Here is an 18,315-nt window from a genome sequence, read left to right as displayed (position 1 = left end):
CGGGCGCCCGGTCAGGGCCGGGTCACCCGTACCTGGTAGCCGCCGCCCCGCAGCTCGCCGACGACCGAGACGCTGATGCCCGCCTTCTCGTCGGTGAAGGTCTCGCCCGGCCTGAAGGGCGCGTCCGAGAGCTCCGCGTGCACATTGGGCCGCCGCGTACAGCCGCCGCTCGCGGCCGCGCTGTCCGACACGATCACCGGGCCGCGCCCGGTGTCCACGTCCGAGTCCACCTTGTAGATGAGCACGCCCGGCTTGCACACGGACTCGTCGTTCCCGGCCCGGGTCCGCACCTCCACCGCGTACCCGGCGCTCTCCGACAGCGGTATGAAGGCCAGCTTCATGCCGCCCTCCACCGCCAGCGGGGTGAGCGTGTGGTCGCTGACGCCCGACTTCGCGGCGCAGCTGATCTGCGTGCCGTCCAGCCAGCCCAGCTTCCACTTGTGCCAGCCCAGCAGGTCGTTGTTGGCGCCCCAGTCCTCGCTCATGATGTCCCAGTGCCCGACCGCGCCGCCGCCGTCGGCGGTGTACAGGTCCGGCAGTCCGAAGACGTGCCCGTTCTCGTGGGGGAGCACTCGGTAGCCGGTCTCCCGGTAGGAGCCCGAGCCGTCGTCCTGCCGGCTGTAGACGAAGGACGTGTTGGAGAGCGGAACCCCGTCGGCCATCGGTGCCTCGGCGTTCCCCGAGAAGGTCACCGACAGGACGGTGTCCAGCGCGGAGGGCCCGGCGTTCGGCGTGACCAGGATGTTGACCAGGTCGTACCGGCTGAAGTCCACCTCGGGGTCGGCGGCCTTCACGATGTGCTCGACGAGCTGGCGGTAGCCCGGCTCGTACGCGGACCCGCGCTCGATCCCGTACGCCGAGAACGGCATCGGCATCCGCAGCCAGTCCCGTACGGGGGCCTCGGCCCGGTAGGTCAGCCGACCGTAGGAGCTGGTGCGGAACCAGTCGGACGTCTGCGGGAAGAACTCGGCCAGCCGGTCGGCGGCCGTGCCCTCGCCCTTGGCGTCCGGGAAGTCGATCATCAGGTTCAGGGCCCGGACCTCGCCGGTCGAGCGGGAGTATCCGGCCGGGGTCGGCAGGCCCTCGGACATCTGCACGCCCATCGTGCCGGTGATCCGGCAGGGCGCCAGCGCCGACTCGGCCGTGGTCGCCACCGGCCCGGAGGCGGAGTGGGGCCGACTGGCTATCCCGGTGCTCGCGGTCGCCGTGATGCCGAGGGCCAGCGCGGTGAGGCCGATGTACACGCAGGTACGGCGTGGTGTGCGTATCCGGTGGCGGGTCTGCGGCATGGAGATCGCCTTCGGGTCCGCGGCAGCCGGCCGGGCCCGGTCTGCACTCCGTGGGCTCACCCTCCGTCGGCTGCGGCGCGCCCGCGCGTCGAGTGGGGCCGAACGGGAAAACCCGTGTGACCCGGCTCACATGGGAGAGTGAAATAACCGGGGACGGAATCCCCGTTTGCATGAGGGTCCCGCTAACCGGGGACCGGCTCCCCGTTTGGGGCCGACGTACGAGCGCCGGCCGTCCGCGCGCCAGCGCGACGGGCCCATCCGGCGCGACCCAGCCCGACCCCGACCTCAGCCCGATCCAGAGCCAGGAGGCCCCGGAATGAAGAGCCCCGCCACCACGCCGGCGGCCCCCCGCGCCGCCCCGCGGGCGCCGGTGGGCCTGGCCGAGCCCGCGCCCCCGCAGGGGCCGTCGCGGGCCAAGCCGTCCAGGGTTCCGAAGCCGCGCGCCGACGCCGTCCGCAACCGCGAGCGGATCCTGACCGCGGCCCGCGAGATGTTCGTGGAGTGGGGCGTCGAGGCCCCGCTCGACGAGATCGCCCGCCGGGCCGGGGTCGGCAACGCCACCCTCTACCGGCACTTCCCCGACCGGGCCGTCCTCGTCCACCACGTGGTGCTCTTCGTGATGGACCGGGTCACCGTCCACGCCGAGCTCGCCCTGGCCGAGGAGCCCGACGCCCTCGCCGCGCTGCGCCGCTTCACGCACGCCGCCGCGGACGAGCGGATCGGCGCCCTGTGCCCCATGCTCGCCAACGACTTCGACCGCGAGCACCCCGAACTCCTCGCGTCCCGACACGCCTTGGAAGAGGCCGTCGAGACGCTGCTGGCCGCCGGCCAGGCCGCCGGACTCGTCCGCACGGACATCGGCGTCGGCGACCTGATGATGGCCCTGTCCCAGCTCAGCCGCCCGCTGCCGGGTACCGCCTGCCTCGACGTGGACCGGTTCGTCCACCGTCATCTCGGGCTGTTCCTCGACGGGTTGCGGGCCCCGGCGGGCTCGGAACTGCCGGGCGAGGCCGTCACCCTCGACGTCCTGAGGCAGAAAACCATGTGACGCCCCGGGTCGCGCCCGCTAGCGTCGAAAACCTTGCCCAAACCCCGTTTTTCAGTCATTCCGCACAGTGAGTGGGTATCCCCATGCCAAAAACAGCCGCGCCCGCGCCGCTGGCTGCCGACCCCAGCCGCTGGAAGGCACTCGTCTTCATAGCCCTGGCCCAGCTGATGGTCGTGCTCGACGCGACCATCGTGAACATCGCCCTCCCGTCCGCCCAGACCGACCTCGGCATCTCGGACGGCAACCGCCAGTGGGTCATCACCGCGTACGCGCTGGCCTTCGGCGGACTGCTCCTCTTCGGCGGCCGCATCGCCGACAAGTGGGGCCGCAAGAACGCGTTCATCGTCGGCCTCATCGGCTTCGCCCTGGCCTCCGCGCTCGGCGGCGCCGCCAACGGCGAGGCGATGATGCTCGGCGCCCGCGCCCTCCAGGGTGCCTTCGGCGCACTGCTCGCCCCGGCCGCGCTCTCCCTGCTGGCCGTCATGTTCACCGACGCCAAGGAGCGCGCCAAGGCCTTCGGCATCTACGGTGCGATCGCCGGTGGCGGTGGCGCCGTGGGCCTGATCCTCGGCGGCTTCCTCACCGAGTACCTGAACTGGCGCTGGACCTTCTTCGTCAACATCCCGTTCGCGATCGCCGCGGCCGTGGGTGCCTGGCTGGTCATCCGTGAGCCCGCCGGCGGCCGCAACCGCGCGCCGCTCGACATCCCCGGCGTGATCCTGTCCACGCTCGGCCTCGTCGCGCTGGTGTACGGCTTCACCCGCGCCGAGTCGGCCGGCTGGTCCGACACGGTCACCGTGGCCATGTTCGTCGCCTCCGCGACGCTGCTCGCCGCGTTCGTGTTCGTCGAGTCCCGCGTGAAGTCCCCGCTGCTGCCGCTGCGCGTCCTGCTGGAGCGCAACCGCGGCGGTGTCTACCTCTCGCTGGGCCTGGCCGTCATCGCGATGTTCGGCCTGTTCCTCTTCCTGACGTACTACCTCCAGGTCGTGAAGGGCTTCTCGCCCGTCAAGACCGGCTTCGCCTTCCTGCCGATGATCGCGGGCATGATCACGGGCTCCACCCAGATCGGCGCCCGGCTGATGACGCGGGTCGCGCCGCGGCTGCTGATGGGCCCGGGCTTCCTGCTCGCCGCCACCGGCATGCTGCTGCTGACCCAGCTGGAGGTCGGATCCTCCTACCCGGCGCTGATCCTGCCGGCGCAGCTGCTGCTCGGCCTCGGCATGGGTACGGCCTTCATGCCGGCCATGTCCCTGGCCACGCACGGGGTGCAGCCGGCCGACGCCGGTGTGGCCTCCGCGATGGTCAACACCTCGCAGCAGGTGGGCGGCGCGATCGGCACCGCCCTGCTGAACACGATCGCCGCCTCGGCGACGACCGCGTACCTGACCGACCACGCGGCCGAGGCCGCGGCGGGCGGCCCGGCGGCGAAGCTGATCCAGGCGCAGGCCATGGTCGAGGGCTACGCCTCGGCCATCTGGTGGGCCGTCGGCATCCTGGTCGCCAGCTCGGCCATCGCCTTCGCCCTGATCAACACGGGACGTCCGGGCGCGGGCACCCCGGTGGCCTCCGGCGACCGCGACGGCGCCGAGGCCGAGGTGAAGATCCCGGTGATCGCCCACTGACGGCCGCGCCGCGCGTGCGGGAATGACTGCCGACCCCCCTTCGTTCAAATTTGAACGAAGGGGGGTCGGTCTTTTGCCGCGCCCCGGCCCCGCCCGACGAACGAGGAGCCCGCCCATGCCCGACGTCCCTGTTGCCGAGGTCCCCGTGTCCGGCGTTCCCGCGCCCGAGGGGACGACCCGCATGCCGGCCCTGTACCTGAGCCACGGCGCGCCCCCGCTGGCCGACGACCCGCTCTGGCCGGGCGAACTCGCCGCCTGGTCGGCGCGGCTGCCGCGGCCCCGGGCGATCCTGATGGTCTCGGCCCACTGGGAGGAGGCCCCGCTCGCCCTCGGCGCCACGGAGCCGGTCCCGCTCGTCCACGACTTCCGGGGCTTCCCCGAGCACTACTACCGGGTGCGCTACGACGCCCCCGGCGCGCCCGCACTGGCAGCGTCGGTTCGGAAGCTGCTGCGGGCCCCCGGCACCCCGGTGCAGGACGTCCCGGCCCGCGGCCTCGACCACGGGGCGTACGTCCCGCTGGTGGAGATGTACCCGGAGGCTGACATCCCGGTCCTGCAGATCTCCCTGCCCACGCTGGACCCGGCCCGCCTGATGGACATCGGGCGCAAGCTGGCTCCGCTGCGCGACGAGGGGGTGCTGATCGTGGGCAGCGGCTTCTTCACCCACAACCTGGCGGCCCTGCGCCACCAGGGCCCGGGCGTTCCCGCCTGGTCGGCGGAGTTCGACGCGTGGGGCCGCGAGGCGCTCGCCGCCGCCGACGTGGACGCGCTGCTGGACTTCGAGCACACGTCCCCGGCCGGCCGCCTGGCCCACCCCCGCACGGAGCACTTCGCCCCGCTCTTCGTCACCCTCGGCGCGGCCGCATCCGACCTCGCCTCTCCCCGCACGCCGATATCCGGCTTCTGGCTGGGCCTCTCGAAGCGCTCGCTCCAGTTCGGCTAGCCCTTGACCCGCAGCGCCCCGGTGATGCGCTCGTCGATGACGAAGCCCTTGGCGGGCCCCTCGGAGATGATCACTTCGGTCCCGTAGGGCATCCGCACCTCGGACGCGTACAGCGCCTTGTCGGGTACGGGGTCGGACAGCATCCGGACACTGCCGTGGCCGTCGTGGTCGTCGATGATCAGGTACACGGGAATTCCGGCCTTCGCGTACGCACGTCGCTTCCGGTCACGGTCACGATCGCGGCTCTCCCTGCCGGGCGAGACCACTTCGGCGATCAGCTCCACGCCGGAGGCGTCGATCCCGAGACCGTCCTCGACGACGTGTTCCTCGGCGTCCTCCAAGGCGATGAACACGTCCGGGATCCACACCTTGCGCTTGTGGATGACGTTCATGTCCTGGCGGGCGGCGAACTCGCTCTCTGCGAGGAACGCGACCAGCCTGTCCCGCAGGCGATTGGCGATCCGGCCGTGTGAGTAGCGACCCGTGGGTGACACCTCGATGAACCCCTCGACGATCTCGGCGTGGTAGCCCTCGGGGAGTTCCATGGCCTTCCATGCCTGCCACAGGACGTCGTCAAGGTCCGACGGGGGAGTCGCGACCTTCGGCATTACGGCCTCCAGCGTCTCGTGGGCGAGAGCGGTCATGTGCAGCACCTCCTCTAAGTGTGGGCGCCGCCGACCGGGTGGCACAAGCGACGCTCCGACGCTGGGAAGCGGGCCGCGCATGCCGCAGGGATATGCCACGGGCTCACCCGGACGGGTGGCGCAGGCTCGGGTGAAAAGGGGTGAATGCCGAGAATCCGGGTATTCGATCGTCTGTCCAGGCAACCGGAAGGCGGCGAGGGCCGTCTTCCGGATGGGGGTGCAGGCAGGGCGACGGGCCGGATGTGTGACGGCGGTCTCACTGTTGTGGGAGTTGTAAAGGTCCGAAAGGTCCTCCAAGTCCACCCCGGCACCGGGCCTGACCTGCACCTCTTCGGGATCTTCGGGATTCCGCCGCCGCCCTCGCGGGGCATCGGCGGGGCAGGATACTGCAAGATCTCGAAAAAGAGGGACCAGCGTGGGAATTCTGTCCCGATTCCAGTCGTTGTTTCCTTCGGAAGCGGGCACTCGGGAGAGTGTCCGAAGACACAGCCGCACGCACCGCGACCGAACACTTCGCAAGGGAGCACGCATGGCAACCCGCGCCGTCGCCCGTCGTCAGTCCACGAGCAGCGCACGCGCTGTGGGCGGGGAAATCGCCGACCGCGACCTGGTCGGCATGTACCTGGACGAGATCGCGCGCACCCCGCTGCTCGACGCCGCCAAGGAAGTAGAGCTCTCCCAGATCATCGAGGCGGGCGTGTACGCCCAGCAGATCCTCGACGGCGAGATAGAGCGCAAGGGCGGCGAGAGCCCCGCGCGCGAGGAGCTGGAAGCGCTCGCCGCCGAGGGAGAGCGGGCCAAGGAAGTCTTCATCCGCTCCAACCTCCGCCTGGTCGTCGCGGTCGCCCGCCGCTACCCGCGCAGCGGTCTGCCCCTGCTCGACCTGATCCAGGAGGGCAACGCCGGCCTGGTGCGGGCGGTCGAGAAGTTCGACTACGCCAAGGGCTTCAAGTTCTCCACGTACGCGACGTGGTGGATCCGTCAGGCCATCACCCGCTCCATCGCCGACCAGTCCCGTACGATCCGCCTCCCCGTCCACCTGGTCGAGGAGCTCGGCCGGATCCGCCGGGTGCAGCGCGAGTTCAACCGCGAGAACGGGCGCGACCCGGAGCACGCGGAGATCGCCGCCGAGCTGGACACCACCGAGAAGCGCGTGGGCGACGTGCTGGACTGGGCGCGCGACCCGGTCAGCCTGAACATGTCGGTCGACGACGACGGTGACACGCAGTTCGGCGACCTCCTGGAGGACACCTCCGCGATCTCCCCGGAGCAGTCCGTCCTGTCGCTGCTGCGCAGCGAGGAGCTGGAGGACCTGCTGGGCAAGCTGGACCAGCGGACGGCGTCGATCATCAAGATGCGGTACGGCATCGAGGACGGCCGCGAGCGGACGCTGACGGAGGTCGGCAAGCAGCACGGCCTCACCCGCGAGCGGATCCGCCAGATCGAGAAGCACGCGCTGCTGGAGCTGAAGAAGATGGCCCGCGACACCGGCTTCGACGCCGTGGCCTGACGCGGCCCGCGGCCGCGCCCGACGCGGTCGGCGGCCGCCCCCGTACGAGCCCCCGGTGCCTATCCCCCCCAGGCGCCGGGGGCTCTCTCCGTCCCCGTGGCCCCGCATCGCGGCGGGCCCGGCCCGTCAGCCGGCGGCGGCCGTGGTCAGGCGGGCCGCGAGGGCGGCGGCCGCGGACGCCAGCGAGTCGGGGCCGCGGACCGTGAAGGGGAGCCCCGTCATCGCCACCCGCGCGACCAGCCACTCCGGCGCGTCCCCGCTGGCGAACCGCACCCGGCAACTCCCCTCCTCCGCGACCGCCGCCCCCCGCAGCCACGCCGGCAGCTCCCCCACAGCCACCCCCGGGAACGCCAGGTCCACCTCGTACGGCCGCCGCCCCACCAGCGCCCGCGCCACCATCGTCGCCGCATCCATCGGCAGCTCCCGCGGCGCGAACCTCGCCCCCGTCGCGAACGCCTCGCTCACCCGGTCCACCCGGAACGTCCGCCAGTCCTCCCGCTCCAGGTCGTACGCCACCAGGTACCACCGGCTCCGCGCGCTCACCAGCCGGTACGGCTCCACCAGCCGCCGCGACCCCGCCCCGTCCCGCGCCTCGTAAGCGAACCGCAGCCGCTCCGGCCCCGCCACCGCCGACGCCATCGCCGTCAGCGTCCGCGGGTCCACGCTCGGCCCGTCGCCCCGCGTCAGCGCGACCGTCGCCGTCTGCAGCGCGTTCACCCGGTGCCGCAGCCGCCCCGGAAGCACCTGCTCCAGCTTCGCGAGCGCCCGTACGGACGCCTCCTCGACCCCCTCGATCGCGTGCCCGGCCCCCGCCCGCAGCCCCACCGCGATCGCCACGGCCTCCTCGTCGTCCAGCACCAGCGGCGGGATCGCAGCCCCCGCGACCAGCCGGTACCCGCCCTCCGCGCCCAGCGTGGCCTCCACCGGGTACCCGAGCTCCCGCAGCCGCTCGATGTCCCGCCGGATCGTCCGCGCGCTCACCCGCAGCCGCACCGCCAGCTCGCTCCCGGGCCATTCGCGCGGGGTCTGGAGCAAGGACAGCAGGGACAGCAGGCGGGCCGCGGTGTCGTTCATGACACCCAGATTGCCAGGGAATTAGGACACCATCTGGCCTACATGCCGTCTAGGTTTCTCCTCATGACCACCGAGACGTCCAAGACATCGCCCGAAAGAAAGAACGGGCCCGTACGAGAAGAGCGGACCGAAGCCACCCCGCCGCCCCCCTCCACCGGCGAGGCATCGAGCTCGCCCGCCGACCGCCGCCGCTGGCTGGCGCTCGCCATCGTGATGACCGCGGCCTTCATGGACCTGGTCGACGTCACCATCGTCAACATCGCGATACCCAGCATGCGCCAGGACCTCGGCGCCTCCACCAGCGCGATCCAGTGGATCACCGCCGGCTACGCCCTCGCGTTCGCCGCGGGCCTGATCACCGGCGGCCGTCTCGGTGACATATTCGGCCGCAAGCGCCTCTTCCTCATCGGCATCGCCGGCTTCACCGCCGCCTCGCTGCTCTGCGGCATCGCCGCGGACCCGGCCATGCTCGTCGCCTCCCGCCTCCTCCAGGGCGGCATGGCGGCCATGATGGTCCCGCAGGTGCTCGCGATCATCCACGTCACCTTCCCGCCGCACGAGCGCGGCAAGGTGTTCGGCATGTTCGGCGCGATCGTCGGTCTCGGCGCCGTCTCCGGCCCGATGCTCGGCGCGCTGCTGAGCGAGTGGAACATCCTCGGCCTCGAATGGCGTCCGATCTTCCTGATCAACCTGCCCGTCGGCATCGCCGGCGTCATCCTGGGCCGCAAGTTCATCACCGAGTCCAAGGCCCCCGACGCGCTGCGCCTCGACCTGGTCGGCGTGGTCCTGGCCACCCTCGCCCTGGTCATGCTGATCTTCCCGCTCACCCAGGGCCGCGAGAACGACTGGCCGCTGTGGGGCTTCGCCCTGATGATCGGCGCGCCGTTCGTCTTCGCCGCCTTCATCGCGTACGAGAAGTACAAGATCCGCAAGGACGGCTCCCCGCTGGTCGAGCTCTCCCTGTTCAAGGTCAAGAGCTTCGCGGGCGGCATCGCCGTCCAGCTGACCTTCGGCATCGCGACCGGCATCTTCTTCCTGGTCTGGACGCTCTACATGCAGATGGGCCTCGGCTGGAGCGCCCTGCGCGCCGGCACCACCGGCATCCCGTTCTCCCTCGCCGTCTCGGCCGCCGCCGGCATGTCCGTCCAGAAGCTCGTACCCCGGTTCGGCCGCAAGGTCCTCCAGGCCGGCGCGCTGACCATGGCCGCGGGCCTGCTCCTCTACATCTGGGAGTCCGACCGCTACGGCATGGGGATCGCCTCCTGGCAGATGGCGCTCCCGCTGGTCGTCATGGGCATCGGCATGGGCCTGATCGTCGCCCCGCTCACCGACACCGTGCTGTCCGAGGTGCCGCCCCGGCACGCCGGCTCGGCCTCCGGCCTGATCAACACCACCGGCCAGATGGGCAACGCGCTCGGCCTCGGCCTGACCTCGGTGGTCTACTTCGGCTGGATCGACGACGGCGTGCCCTTCGGTCCGCAGTACGTCGACGCCTTCCGCGGCGCGCTGTGGTGGGTCGTGGCCGTCATGGTCGTGATCTTCGCCGTGATGTTCATGCTGCCGCGCAAGGCGGTCCCGATGGACCAGCGCTCGGGCGGCCCGGAGGTGGCGAAGGCCGCCGCGTAGTCCCGGTCGCCGGTCCCGAACGGGCATGTCCGCCTCTGTGGGCGGGCGTGCCCGTTTGTTTTGTTTCGGGCCCGATGGGGCGTACGGTAGGGGAGCAATCCACCCAATCGGACACGAAACGGACCCGAACCCACATGTACGCACCGGAACGGCGGCAGGAGATCCTCCACCTCGCCCGCGACGCCGGCCGGGTCGACGTCCTCTCCCTCGCCGAGCGCTTCCAGGTCACCGCCGAGACCGTGCGCCGCGACCTCACGGCCCTCGACCGGGCCGGTCTGCTGCGCCGCGTTCACGGCGGGGCCATCCCGGCCGGCCGCCTCGACTTCGAACCCGACCTCACCGAGCGCGAGACCACCGCCGCCGACGAGAAGGACCGCATCGCGGCCGCCGCCCTCACCCAGCTGCCCGACGGCGGCAGCGTCATCCTCGACGCCGGCAGCACCGTCGCCCGCCTCGCCGCCGCCCTGCCCGTCGACGCCGCGCTGACCGTGGTCACCCACGCCCTGCCCGTCGCGGCCCGGCTCGCCGGCCACACCGGCATCGACCTCCACCTCGTCGGCGGCCGCGTCCGCCACCGCACCCGGGCCGCCGTCGACGCGTGGGCGCTGCGCGCGTACGCCGAGGTCCGCGCGGACGTCGCCTTCCTCGCCGCGAACGGCTTCTCGGCCGAGCGCGGGCTGACCACCCCCGACCTCGCGGAGGCCGCCGTCAAACGGGCCGCGATGGCCGCCGCCCGCCGCGTCGTGCTGCTCGCCGACTCCTCGAAGGCCGGCGCGGAACACTTCGCCCGCTTCGGCTCCTTCGCCGCCGTGGACCTCCTCGTCACGGACACCGGCCTCACCCCCGACGACAAAGCGGCGATCGAAGCCGCCGGTACGGAAGTTGCGCTCGTATGATCCTCACCGTCACGCCGAACCCCTCGCTCGACCGGACGTACGAGGTCCCCTCGCTCGGTTGCGGCGAAGTGCTGCGCGCCGGCGGCGAGCGGGTCGACCCCGGCGGCAAGGGCGTCAACATCTCCCGGGCGATCGCCGCGGCCGGCGGTCGCACGACGGCGATCCTCCCGCTCGGCGGCGCCCCGGGCGCGCTGATCGCCGAACTCCTGGGCGCGCGGGGCGTGGACGTCACGGCGGTCTCCATCGCCGGGCAGACCCGCTCCAACATCGCGGTCGCCGAGCCCGACGGCACCCTCACCAAGATCAACGTGCCAGGCCCCGAACTCACCCCGGAGGAATCCGCGCTCCTGCTGGAGACCGTCCGCGCCTGCTCCGGCGGCGCCGACTGGATCGCCTGCGGCGGCAGCCTGCCTCGCGGCCTGCGGCCCGACTGGTACGCCGAACTCGTCGCCCGGGCCCACCCGGCGGGCGCCCGGGTCGCGCTCGACGCCTCCGGCCCCGCCCTCCTCGCGGCCCTGCCGGCCCGCCCGGACGTGATCAAGCCGAACCTGTCCGAGCTGGCGGCGGCCACCGGCCGCCCCCTGGTCACGCTGGCCGACGCCGTCAAGGCGGCGGAGGAGCTCCGCTCCCGGGGCGCGGGCGCGGTCCTGGCCTCCCTCGGGGCGGACGGCCGGCTGCTGGTGTCCGCCGAGGGGACGTTCCACGGCACGGCGCCCGTCACCGCCGTCCGCGGCGACGCCGGCGCGGACGCCGCCGCCCTGGCCGGCTTCCTGCTCGCCGGAGGCAGCGGCCCCGCCGCCCTCACCTCGGCCCTGGCCCACGCCGCGGCCGCCGCCCGCCTCCCCGCCGCCGCCATGCCCACCCCTGCGGATCTCCACCCGGACGAGGTCCGCGTCACCGAGGACCTCCCCCTGGACCTCCTCCTGACCACGACGTGACCCACCCCAACCCGCCACCCACCCACGCCGCGGCCTGCCGAGCGCGGTGCCCGGCCCCGCGGGCGTGACCTGCCCCAGGCCGCCGCACGCCCAAGGCGCGGCCTGCCCGGGTGCGGCGACCCGGCCCGCGGGCGTGACGTGCCCCGCCGGCGTGTGCCGCCCCGCGGGGCGTCGGGCCCAGGGTCGTGACCCGGCCCCGGAGTCCCACACCGGCAGCGGCAGCGCCCGCGGGCGTGTGTCGCCCCGCGGGGCGACGGGCCTCGGGTGGTGACCCGGGCCCGGAACCCCGTACCCGCAGCGGCAGCGTTTTGCGGCGTCAGCGGACGCGGGAGCGGTGGTCCATCGCGCCGCGTGCGGCCGACTCGGTCCCGTAGACCTCGCACATGTGACGCCCGTCCGGCGTCGCCGTGTGCTCGACCTCCCACAGGCTGAGCTCGCTACCGTCCAGCAGCAGGAACGCGTGCTCGTACAGGCTGAATCCGGCGTCCCGCCCACCCGCCAGGCCGGGCCGGCCTCCGAACGCCTGGGTGATCTGGTGCGCGTACGCCGACCGCAGCCGCCGGGCCAGCTCCTCGCCCGGCCGGTCCGCGTTCTCCGCGCGCCGCAGCACCCGCCGGGCGTGGTCGGCGGAGTCGTCCACCGCGTAGTCCCGGTGCCGCGCGCCCGGATCCCGCCCCGGGGCCGCGAACAGGGCGCTCAGCGCGGCCGCGTCGCCCTCCGAGGAGTCCTCGGCCGCCGGCGGCGCCAGGTCCCGCGCGACCCGCGACGGCGGCTCCCCGAACAGCCGGGCCACCGCCAGGCAGGCCTCCGCCTTCCCGGCGAAGACCTCGTGTCGTATCGTCCGGTCGCCCTCCAGCCGGTACACCAGCTCCCACAGGGACACGGCCCCGCCGTCGGCCAGCAGGTACGTGTGCCGGTGGGTCTCCCGCCACAGCCCCGCCGCCGGGCTGTGGTGCGTGGTGTACAGCGAAGAGCTGTGGGCGAGCGCCGTCCCCAGGCGCTCGACCAACCGGTCTTCCAGGTCATAGGAGTTGAGGGCGCGGCCCAGGAGTCGCTCGAGGTGCGCCTCGGTTGTCTCGTACGGATCGCTCAAGGTGGGTCTCCAGGCCGTCGCAGCTTGTGACTTAGCGGAAGCACAACGTAGCCCCTGGTTCGGACATCACGTCCGGGGTTCGGTAAAACGTCCGGGACGCATCCGTGGTTCCCGCCACACCTTCAGGTCAACTTGCGTACGACCGGGCATGGTTGGTGCCGGTCTGACCGCAAGCGCGGGAGTATGGGCCACATGGCAACGAATACGGTGGGAGTTCCCCGCCAACAGAGACGGCCCCCCGGGCGACCCGAGGGCGAACCGGAGGCGACCCCGCGGGTGTTGGCCTGGCTGCTGCTGCTCACCGGGGCGGCCGGAGTGCTGGCCTCCTGGGTGATCACCCTCGACAAGTTCCTCCTGCTGGAGGACCCGAACTTCAAGCCGGCGTGCAGCCTGAACCCCGTGGTCTCCTGCGGCAGCGTCATGAAGAGCGAGCAGGCGGCGGCCTTCGGCTTCCCCAACCCGATGCTCGGACTCGTCACCTTCGGCGCGGTGGTCTGCGTCGGCGCCGGGCTGCTGGCCGGCGCCCGCTACCGCGGCTGGTTCTGGCTCGGCCTGAACGCCGGAACGGCGTTCGGCGTGGGCTTCTGCACCTGGCTGATGGTCCAGTCGCTCTACGAGATCAACGCCCTGTGCCTGTGGTGCTGCCTGACCTGGGCGGCGACGCTGCTGATGTTCTGGGCGGTGACCGCGGACAACGTCCGTACGGGCCGACTGCCCGCGCCCAAGCAGGTACGGGACTTCTGCGCCGAGTTCGGCTGGGCCCCGCCCGCCCTGCACCTCGGGGTGATCGGGATGCTCATCCTCACCCGGTGGTGGGAGTTCTGGACCTCCTGACCCCGCCGCGCGCGAGGGCCCCGGCAGCTGGAGGCTGCCGGGGCCCTCGTCACATCGCTCCACGGGCGCAACGGGCCCGGACCGCGGAAGGCGGAGGAGTGGAGATCAGCTGCCGACGGAGGCGTTGCCCGACAGGATCGGGATGTTGTCCAGGATGTGCGACAGGGCCTCGTCGCCCTTGGCCTGGGTGGAGTTCTCGGTGCACTGCTGGTTCTGCGGGTTGGCCAGGACGTTGATGTCCTGGACGTTGATCGGGACGGCGCCGACCAGCCCCTGGAGGTTGCCCTTCACCGGCAGACCGATGCAGGGCTTGTTGAGGGTGCCCTGGACCACGGAGAGCTGCGGGCTCATGTCGCCGTGGGTCTTCTGGTTGCCGTAGATCTGCGAGGCGCCGTTGCCATTGACGGTGTTGATCCCGTTGTCGTTGCCGATGGCCATGGCCGGGGCCGCAACAGCAGCGCCCGCGCCGACCGCGATGGCGGTAGCCGCGGCAGCGGTCATGATCTTCTTGAGCATCATTGGTCCTTTTGTCGCACGAGTGCCCGCTAGTGGAGCGCCCTGCTCAACTGGCCTCTCGTGGGGTTGGTTCCGCTGCTTCACTCAAACGGCCCGTTCGGGGCGGGCTTTTCCCCGGAGTGGGTGAGGCCGCCCCGGACGCCTGCGCGAAGCCCGTACGCAGCCCTCAGCGGCCCGGAAGCGCTTCATGATCCTGTTGCGCTCCGTGTCAGGCGTTCGCACGGTGAGTGAGGAAGCGGATTGCACTGATCCGCTTCTCGCGCGTCCCCGCGACCACCAGAAGGAATCTCCATGCAGCGCACGAAGCCGCTCCGCACCCGCGTCCTTGTCCCGACGGCCCTCGCGGTCGTCATACTGTCCGGCGCGGTTGGTCCCGCGGGTGCCGCGGACGGTGAGGGCGCCGCCGCCATCGACCGGGTCGCCTCGGCCCAGCAGCAGGTCGACGAGAGGGCGGCGGCCGCCGGCCCGCTCGACGACCTCCTCGCGGGGGTCTCCAAGACCCTGGCGGACCTCCTCACGTCCCTTCAGACGCTGCTGCCCGGGGTGACGCTCCCGGAGATCAAGCTCCCGACGCTGCCGGCCCTCCCGGCGATCCCTGCGATCCCGGGCATCCCCGACATCCCGGTCCCCGAGATCCCGGACATCCCGGTCCCCGAGATCCCGGACGTCACCGTCCCGGGGGTCACCGTCCCGACGATCCCGGACGTGCAGGTCCCCGCACTCCCGGTCGTCGACCCGGCGCTCCCGGACGTGCAGGTCCCCGCACTCCCGGTCGTCGACCCGGCGCTCCCGGACGTGCAGGTCCCCGCACTCCCGGTCGTCGACCCGGCGCTCCCGGACGTGCAGGTCCCCGCACAACCGGTCGTCGACCCGGCGCTCCCGCCGGCCGGCCCGGCGCCCGCCGCCCCCGCCGTACCCGCCGCCCCCGAGCTCCCGGACGTCCCCGACGCTCCGGCCGTCCCCGACCTGCCGTAACCGGGTACATGGTTACGACTATTGAGCTGAACAGGTCTGTTCGCACCTGAGGCCGTGTCGGTCTGGCAGTGTGGACCGTTTCGCTCGGTGTGAGCCCCGGACGGGGCAGAACATCGAACAGAAGGTGCACTTCCCATGAACTCTGCCAAGAAGGCCGCCCTGGTCCTGGCCACCGCTGGTCTCGCCGCGGGCGCTGCCGCCGGCTCCGCCATCGCCGACTCGTCGGCCGAAGGCGCGGCCGTGGGTTCCCCCGGTGTCCTGTCGGGCAACCTGGTCCAGGTTCCGGTCCACGTGCCGATCAACCTGTGCGGCAACACCGTGAACATCATCGCGGCGCTGAACCCCACGTTCGGCAACGTCTGCGTCAACGACTGACGTCAGTCGCGCACATGACTGTGGGCGCCCCGGCCTCGCCGGTGGCGCCCACAGTCATGTGCGGTGGAGGGCGGCGTTCGCTCAGTTGGAGCCGCCGTTGAGCTTCACGCCACCGAGCAGCGGGGACGCCTGGGTGGCTCCGTTCGCGACGTGGAGCACCTCCCCCGGCACGTCGTTGCGGACCTTGTTGACGTTCTGCACGGTGCCCACGACCTTGCCGACGCCGTCGCCCTGCTCGGCGAGCGCATTGCCCACGGTCTGCGGGAGCGCCTCCGAGACGGGGTTGACCGCGTTCAGAACCTCCGTCGCCCCGCTCGTCACGCTCATGGGGGGCATCTGGGCCGGGGCCGTGACGGCGAACGCGGGGGCGGAGGCGCCGAGGGCGGCGACGGAGCCGGCGACGACAGCGGCGACCTTCGTGAGCTTCATTATCGAAATCCTCTTCTTTCGTGGACAGAGGCGTCAGTGGCGACCGTCGCGCCACTTTCGACCTGGGTAACGATTCCCCGCCGCTGCGGAAACGCGGCCGCTGACACGGCAACGGCCGGAGAATCCGACAAGGGATTCTCCGGCCGATATTTTTTCCGATTACCGGTAATGCCGTCAGGAGATACGGGACCGCCGGTACAGAATGGCGCCGCCCAGGATCAGGGCCGAGGCGAGGGCCGCCGCGGCGGCGGGCTGGCCCGCACCGGTCGCGGCGAGTTCCTGCGTGACCGCGGGGGCCGGCGCGGGAGCGGGGACGGCCGGAGCCTCCTGCGGCGGGGCGACCGGGGCGGGGGCGGGCAGGGGCGCCGGGACGGGCGCGGGTGCCGGAGCCGCCGGGGGCAGGTGGACCGGGGTGTCACCGGCGGGAGCGGCCGGCGGCTGGTCGGCGGGGGGACGGACGGCCTCCGGCGCGGGGGCGGGCGCCGGGTGCTCGACGGGCTGGCTGCCGTGCGGCGGACGCGGCGCGGGGACCTCCTCCGCCTCCGGCGGCGCCGGCGCGGGGAGCGTCACGGGCGGCGCCTCCTCCTCGGGCTGTTCCGCCGCGGGGGGCGCGGGAGCGGGCGCGGGCTCCGGTGCGGGCAGCGGCGCGGGCGCCTCCGGGGCCGGGACGGGCTCCGGTGCGGGCAGCGGCTGCGGGCCTGCGGCGCGGGGGCGGGCGCGGGCATCTCGGGTGCCGGGACGGGCTTCGGACGCGGTTGCGGAGCCGGGTGCTCCGGGGCGGGCCGGGGGTGCGAGCGCGGCGGCGCGGGCGGCGCCGGGGCCGGACGCTGCGCCTCGGGCCGCGGGTGGTCGTCGCACTCCTCCTCGCCGCCGCCGCGCTCCTCGGAGTCGCCGTAGCCGCCCTCGTCGTGCCGCTCCTCGTGGCGCGGGGCCGCGTGCCGGGGGGCGGGGTGGCGCTGCTCCTCGTGCGCGCGCTCCTCGCCGTACCCGCCGTGCTCCTCCTCGCGCTGGCGCGGCAGCGCGTGCCGCCCCCGGCTCTCGTCGAGGTAGCGCTCGAAGGCCTCGGCGTGCTCGGGGCTGAGGTGGTGCTCGTACTCGTCACGGCTGACGTGGGAGCCGGTCGAGGTGGCGCAGGTGTTCCCCATCGCGGGGTTCAGGGCGGCCCCGCCGTCCACGCTGTTGCCGCACACGTTCGGCGTGAAGGTGATGGGTACCGAGACGCTGTTGCCGGACAGCACGCCCGGCGAATGCGAGGCCTCGGCCGTCGCCCCGGGGTGCGCGTACGCCGCGCCGGTCGCGATCGACAGCAGGCTGGACGCGGCCGCCGCCGTGAGCATCCCCTTGCCCAGTACCTGTCGGCTCAGTACCTGTCGCATGGGTCCTTCCCTGTCTACCGGCACTCCCGCCGGTGGTGAATCGAAGGTGGCCTCGGAGTGCACCGCCGTGCACTCCGAGGCCACCCCGAGGAGGTCTGCCCTGGCGGGCGCGGGGGCTGCGTCAGTGGTTGACGCAGACGTTGCCGAACGCGGGGTTCAGCAGCGCGATGATGTTCACGGTGTTGCCGCAGATGTTGATCGGGACGTGGACCGGAACCTGGACCAGGTTGCCGGACAGGACGCCGGGGGAGCCGACGGCCTTGCCGTCCGCCGCCGCGTCGGCCATGGCGGGGGAGGCGGCACCGGCTGCCATCAGAACGCCGGCGGCCAGCACCACTGCCTTCTTGTACGTCATTTGTTTTCGATCCTTCCCGCAGAGGCGTATCCGCTGCAGAAATAACAACGAGTGGTTCGGGAAAAAGAAACCGGAGATCTCCGGCGGTCGTTCCACAATTCACCCCGATGTCCGAGTGTTCGGAATTCAGGGCTGATTTGTGTCACCATTTCGACCCGTGCACGCGGCGAGGCCGCCGCGACCGGAAGGTGCGGCGGCCTCGGGCAGGGCGTGCGATCAGCTGCCGGCGGAGACGTTGCCGGAGAGGATCGGGATGTTGCTGAGGATGTGCGAGAGAGCCTCGTCGCCCTTGGCCTGGGTGGAGTTCTCGGTGCACTGCTGGTTCTGCGGGTTGGACAGGACGTTGATGTCCTGGAGGCCGATCGGGACCGCGCCGAGGAGCGACTGGATGTTGGCCTTGGCGGGCAGGGCGATGCAGGGCTTGTTGAAGGAGCCCTGGATCAGCGCCATCTGCGGGCTCATGTTGCCGTAGGTGGCCTGGTTGCCGTAGATCTGCGAGGCGCCGTTGCCGTTCACGGTGTTGACGCCGTTGTCGTTGCCGATGGCCATCGCCTGGGGCGCCATGGCGGCACCGATGCCCACGACCGAGGCGGCAACCGCGACCGAGGCCATCATCTTCTTGATCATTGTCGTCCCTTTTTGCTGGATTGCCCGGTAGTGGAGCACCCGGATCAACGCGGCGGCCCCTGCTCGGGTTGCGTGGGTTCACTCGGATGCCGACGTTTCGGGCGACACGGTTGACGAACGGGCTGACGGTCGGGCTCCGTCGGGG

At 72.3% G+C, this 18,315-nt stretch carries 20 protein-coding genes; 10 read left to right on the top strand and 10 right to left on the bottom strand.

The window, feature by feature from the left end; translation table 11 throughout:
• Positions 1–11: 11 nt before the first annotated feature.
• A complete protein-coding gene (locus tag OG982_RS11690; protein WP_266787639.1) occupies positions 12–1,289 on the bottom strand; it encodes a M6 family metalloprotease domain-containing protein in 1,278 nt (425 codons plus the stop codon).
• 316 nt (positions 1,290–1,605) lie between these two features.
• Between OG982_RS11690 and OG982_RS11685 the strand changes: the two genes are divergently transcribed.
• From OG982_RS11685 to OG982_RS11675, 3 genes are all read left to right on the top strand, one after another.
• Positions 1,606–2,337, top strand: coding sequence for a TetR/AcrR family transcriptional regulator (locus OG982_RS11685; RefSeq protein ID WP_266948484.1), 732 nt, complete (start codon positions 1,606–1,608; stop codon positions 2,335–2,337).
• A gap of 83 nt (positions 2,338–2,420) precedes the next feature.
• Complete coding sequence (locus tag OG982_RS11680; RefSeq protein ID WP_266948482.1) at positions 2,421–3,959, top strand: MFS transporter; 1,539 nt, start codon at positions 2,421–2,423, stop codon at positions 3,957–3,959.
• A gap of 181 nt (positions 3,960–4,140) precedes the next feature.
• Entirely contained in the window at positions 4,141–4,902 is a 762-nt protein-coding gene (locus OG982_RS11675; RefSeq protein ID WP_266949893.1) for a dioxygenase, read from the top strand.
• Here the strand turns inward: OG982_RS11675 and OG982_RS11670 are convergent.
• Positions 4,899–5,546 carry a Uma2 family endonuclease gene (locus OG982_RS11670; RefSeq protein WP_266948481.1) on the bottom strand — a complete coding sequence of 216 codons (648 nt, stop codon included), beginning with the start codon at positions 5,544–5,546 and terminating at the stop codon, positions 4,899–4,901. The genes OG982_RS11675 and OG982_RS11670 overlap by 4 nt on opposite strands.
• Before the next feature lie 529 nt (positions 5,547–6,075).
• Here OG982_RS11670 and OG982_RS11665 point away from each other — a divergent pair.
• A complete protein-coding gene (locus tag OG982_RS11665) occupies positions 6,076–7,056 on the top strand; it encodes an RNA polymerase sigma factor RpoD/SigA (RefSeq protein WP_266787645.1) in 981 nt (326 codons plus the stop codon).
• Positions 7,057–7,182: 126 nt separating this feature from the next.
• Here the strand turns inward: OG982_RS11665 and OG982_RS11660 are convergent, their stop codons facing one another.
• Positions 7,183–8,130 (bottom strand): YafY family protein, encoded by a 948-nt coding sequence (locus tag OG982_RS11660; protein WP_266787647.1) that lies wholly within the window; start codon positions 8,128–8,130, stop codon positions 7,183–7,185.
• Between the two features lie 63 nt (positions 8,131–8,193).
• On the opposite strand from OG982_RS11660, the gene OG982_RS11655 reads away from it, so the two are divergent.
• The 3 genes from OG982_RS11655 to pfkB all read left to right on the top strand — a co-directional run bounded on the left by OG982_RS11655 (position 8,194) and on the right by pfkB (position 11,590).
• The gene (locus tag OG982_RS11655; RefSeq protein ID WP_266787649.1) at positions 8,194–9,756 is read left to right on the top strand and encodes an MFS transporter; all 1,563 of its coding nucleotides are present in this window, start codon (positions 8,194–8,196) and stop codon (positions 9,754–9,756) included.
• A gap of 134 nt (positions 9,757–9,890) precedes the next feature.
• Complete coding sequence (locus OG982_RS11650; RefSeq protein WP_266787651.1) at positions 9,891–10,652, top strand: DeoR/GlpR family DNA-binding transcription regulator; 762 nt, start codon at positions 9,891–9,893, stop codon at positions 10,650–10,652.
• Complete coding sequence (pfkB, locus tag OG982_RS11645) at positions 10,649–11,590, top strand: 1-phosphofructokinase (RefSeq protein WP_266948480.1); 942 nt, start codon at positions 10,649–10,651, stop codon at positions 11,588–11,590. Before OG982_RS11650 ends, pfkB begins: the two co-directional genes overlap by 4 nt.
• 316 nt (positions 11,591–11,906) lie before the next feature.
• Here pfkB and OG982_RS11640 read toward each other — a convergent pair whose 3' ends face one another.
• Positions 11,907–12,683, bottom strand: coding sequence for a DUF6227 family protein (locus tag OG982_RS11640; protein WP_266787655.1), 777 nt, complete (start codon positions 12,681–12,683; stop codon positions 11,907–11,909).
• Between the two features lie 192 nt (positions 12,684–12,875).
• On the opposite strand from OG982_RS11640, the gene OG982_RS11635 reads away from it, so the two are divergent.
• Positions 12,876–13,517, top strand: coding sequence for a vitamin K epoxide reductase family protein (locus OG982_RS11635; protein ID WP_266948479.1), 642 nt, complete (start codon positions 12,876–12,878; stop codon positions 13,515–13,517).
• Between the two features lie 105 nt (positions 13,518–13,622).
• Here the strand turns inward: OG982_RS11635 and OG982_RS11630 are convergent, their stop codons facing one another.
• The gene (locus OG982_RS11630; RefSeq protein WP_266787659.1) at positions 13,623–14,033 is read right to left on the bottom strand and encodes a rodlin; all 411 of its coding nucleotides are present in this window, start codon (positions 14,031–14,033) and stop codon (positions 13,623–13,625) included.
• A gap of 291 nt (positions 14,034–14,324) precedes the next feature.
• Between OG982_RS11630 and OG982_RS11625 the strand changes: the two genes are divergently transcribed.
• Together OG982_RS11625 and OG982_RS11620 are read left to right on the top strand one after the other, a co-directional pair.
• Positions 14,325–15,008, top strand: a complete 684-nt coding sequence (locus OG982_RS11625; protein WP_266948478.1) for a hypothetical protein — start codon at positions 14,325–14,327, stop codon at positions 15,006–15,008.
• Between the two features lie 135 nt (positions 15,009–15,143).
• The gene (locus OG982_RS11620; protein ID WP_266787663.1) at positions 15,144–15,383 is read left to right on the top strand and encodes a chaplin; all 240 of its coding nucleotides are present in this window, start codon (positions 15,144–15,146) and stop codon (positions 15,381–15,383) included.
• An 81-nt stretch (positions 15,384–15,464) separates the two neighbouring features.
• On the opposite strand, the gene OG982_RS11615 is transcribed toward OG982_RS11620, so the two are convergent.
• The 5 genes from OG982_RS11615 to OG982_RS11595 all read right to left on the bottom strand — a co-directional run bounded on the left by OG982_RS11615 (position 15,465) and on the right by OG982_RS11595 (position 18,170).
• Positions 15,465–15,812, bottom strand: coding sequence for a hypothetical protein (locus OG982_RS11615; RefSeq protein ID WP_266787665.1), 348 nt, complete (start codon positions 15,810–15,812; stop codon positions 15,465–15,467).
• Positions 15,813–15,986: 174 nt separating this feature from the next.
• Positions 15,987–16,382 (bottom strand): hypothetical protein, encoded by a 396-nt coding sequence (locus tag OG982_RS11610; RefSeq protein ID WP_266948477.1) that lies wholly within the window; start codon positions 16,380–16,382, stop codon positions 15,987–15,989.
• A complete protein-coding gene (locus OG982_RS11605) occupies positions 16,379–17,188 on the bottom strand; it encodes a chaplin (RefSeq protein ID WP_266948475.1) in 810 nt (269 codons plus the stop codon). The genes OG982_RS11610 and OG982_RS11605 overlap by 4 nt, the downstream gene beginning before the upstream one ends.
• A gap of 121 nt (positions 17,189–17,309) precedes the next feature.
• The gene (locus OG982_RS11600) at positions 17,310–17,543 is read right to left on the bottom strand and encodes a chaplin (RefSeq protein WP_323139250.1); all 234 of its coding nucleotides are present in this window, start codon (positions 17,541–17,543) and stop codon (positions 17,310–17,312) included.
• A 216-nt stretch (positions 17,544–17,759) separates the two neighbouring features.
• On the bottom strand, positions 17,760–18,170 hold the full coding sequence (locus tag OG982_RS11595) for a rodlin (protein WP_266787669.1): 411 nt from the start codon (positions 18,168–18,170) through the stop codon (positions 17,760–17,762).
• Positions 18,171–18,315 lie beyond the last annotated feature (145 nt).

The sequence above is a fragment of the Streptomyces sp. NBC_01551 genome (assembly GCF_026339935.1).
GTDB lineage: Bacteria > Actinomycetota > Actinomycetes > Streptomycetales > Streptomycetaceae > Streptomyces.
The sequence above is the reverse complement of the archived record's forward strand: the minus strand, read 5'-3'. Positions and strand labels throughout refer to the sequence as shown.

Coding starts and splice junctions, on each gene's coding strand:
- OG982_RS11655 (WP_266787649.1), top strand. CDS start 8,194: ATGACCACCGAGACGTCCAAGACATCGCCCGAAAGAAAGAACGGGCCC.
- OG982_RS11605 (WP_266948475.1), bottom strand. CDS start 17,188: ATGCGACAGGTACTGAGCCGACAGGTACTGGGCAAGGGGATGCTCACG.
- OG982_RS11665 (WP_266787645.1), top strand. CDS start 6,076: ATGGCAACCCGCGCCGTCGCCCGTCGTCAGTCCACGAGCAGCGCACGC.
- OG982_RS11670 (WP_266948481.1), bottom strand. CDS start 5,546: ATGACCGCTCTCGCCCACGAGACGCTGGAGGCCGTAATGCCGAAGGTC.
- OG982_RS11635 (WP_266948479.1), top strand. CDS start 12,876: ATGGCAACGAATACGGTGGGAGTTCCCCGCCAACAGAGACGGCCCCCC.
- OG982_RS11690 (WP_266787639.1), bottom strand. CDS start 1,289: ATGCCGCAGACCCGCCACCGGATACGCACACCACGCCGTACCTGCGTG.
- OG982_RS11675 (WP_266949893.1), top strand. CDS start 4,141: ATGCCGGCCCTGTACCTGAGCCACGGCGCGCCCCCGCTGGCCGACGAC.
- OG982_RS11615 (WP_266787665.1), bottom strand. CDS start 15,812: ATGAAGCTCACGAAGGTCGCCGCTGTCGTCGCCGGCTCCGTCGCCGCC.
- OG982_RS11685 (WP_266948484.1), top strand. CDS start 1,606: ATGAAGAGCCCCGCCACCACGCCGGCGGCCCCCCGCGCCGCCCCGCGG.
- OG982_RS11680 (WP_266948482.1), top strand. CDS start 2,421: ATGCCAAAAACAGCCGCGCCCGCGCCGCTGGCTGCCGACCCCAGCCGC.
- OG982_RS11620 (WP_266787663.1), top strand. CDS start 15,144: ATGAACTCTGCCAAGAAGGCCGCCCTGGTCCTGGCCACCGCTGGTCTC.
- OG982_RS11660 (WP_266787647.1), bottom strand. CDS start 8,130: ATGAACGACACCGCGGCCCGCCTGCTGTCCCTGCTGTCCTTGCTCCAG.
- pfkB (WP_266948480.1), top strand. CDS start 10,649: ATGATCCTCACCGTCACGCCGAACCCCTCGCTCGACCGGACGTACGAG.
- OG982_RS11630 (WP_266787659.1), bottom strand. CDS start 14,033: ATGCTCAAGAAGATCATGACCGCTGCCGCGGCTACCGCCATCGCGGTC.
- OG982_RS11625 (WP_266948478.1), top strand. CDS start 14,325: ATGCAGCGCACGAAGCCGCTCCGCACCCGCGTCCTTGTCCCGACGGCC.
- OG982_RS11650 (WP_266787651.1), top strand. CDS start 9,891: ATGTACGCACCGGAACGGCGGCAGGAGATCCTCCACCTCGCCCGCGAC.
- OG982_RS11600 (WP_323139250.1), bottom strand. CDS start 17,543: ATGACGTACAAGAAGGCAGTGGTGCTGGCCGCCGGCGTTCTGATGGCA.
- OG982_RS11595 (WP_266787669.1), bottom strand. CDS start 18,170: ATGATCAAGAAGATGATGGCCTCGGTCGCGGTTGCCGCCTCGGTCGTG.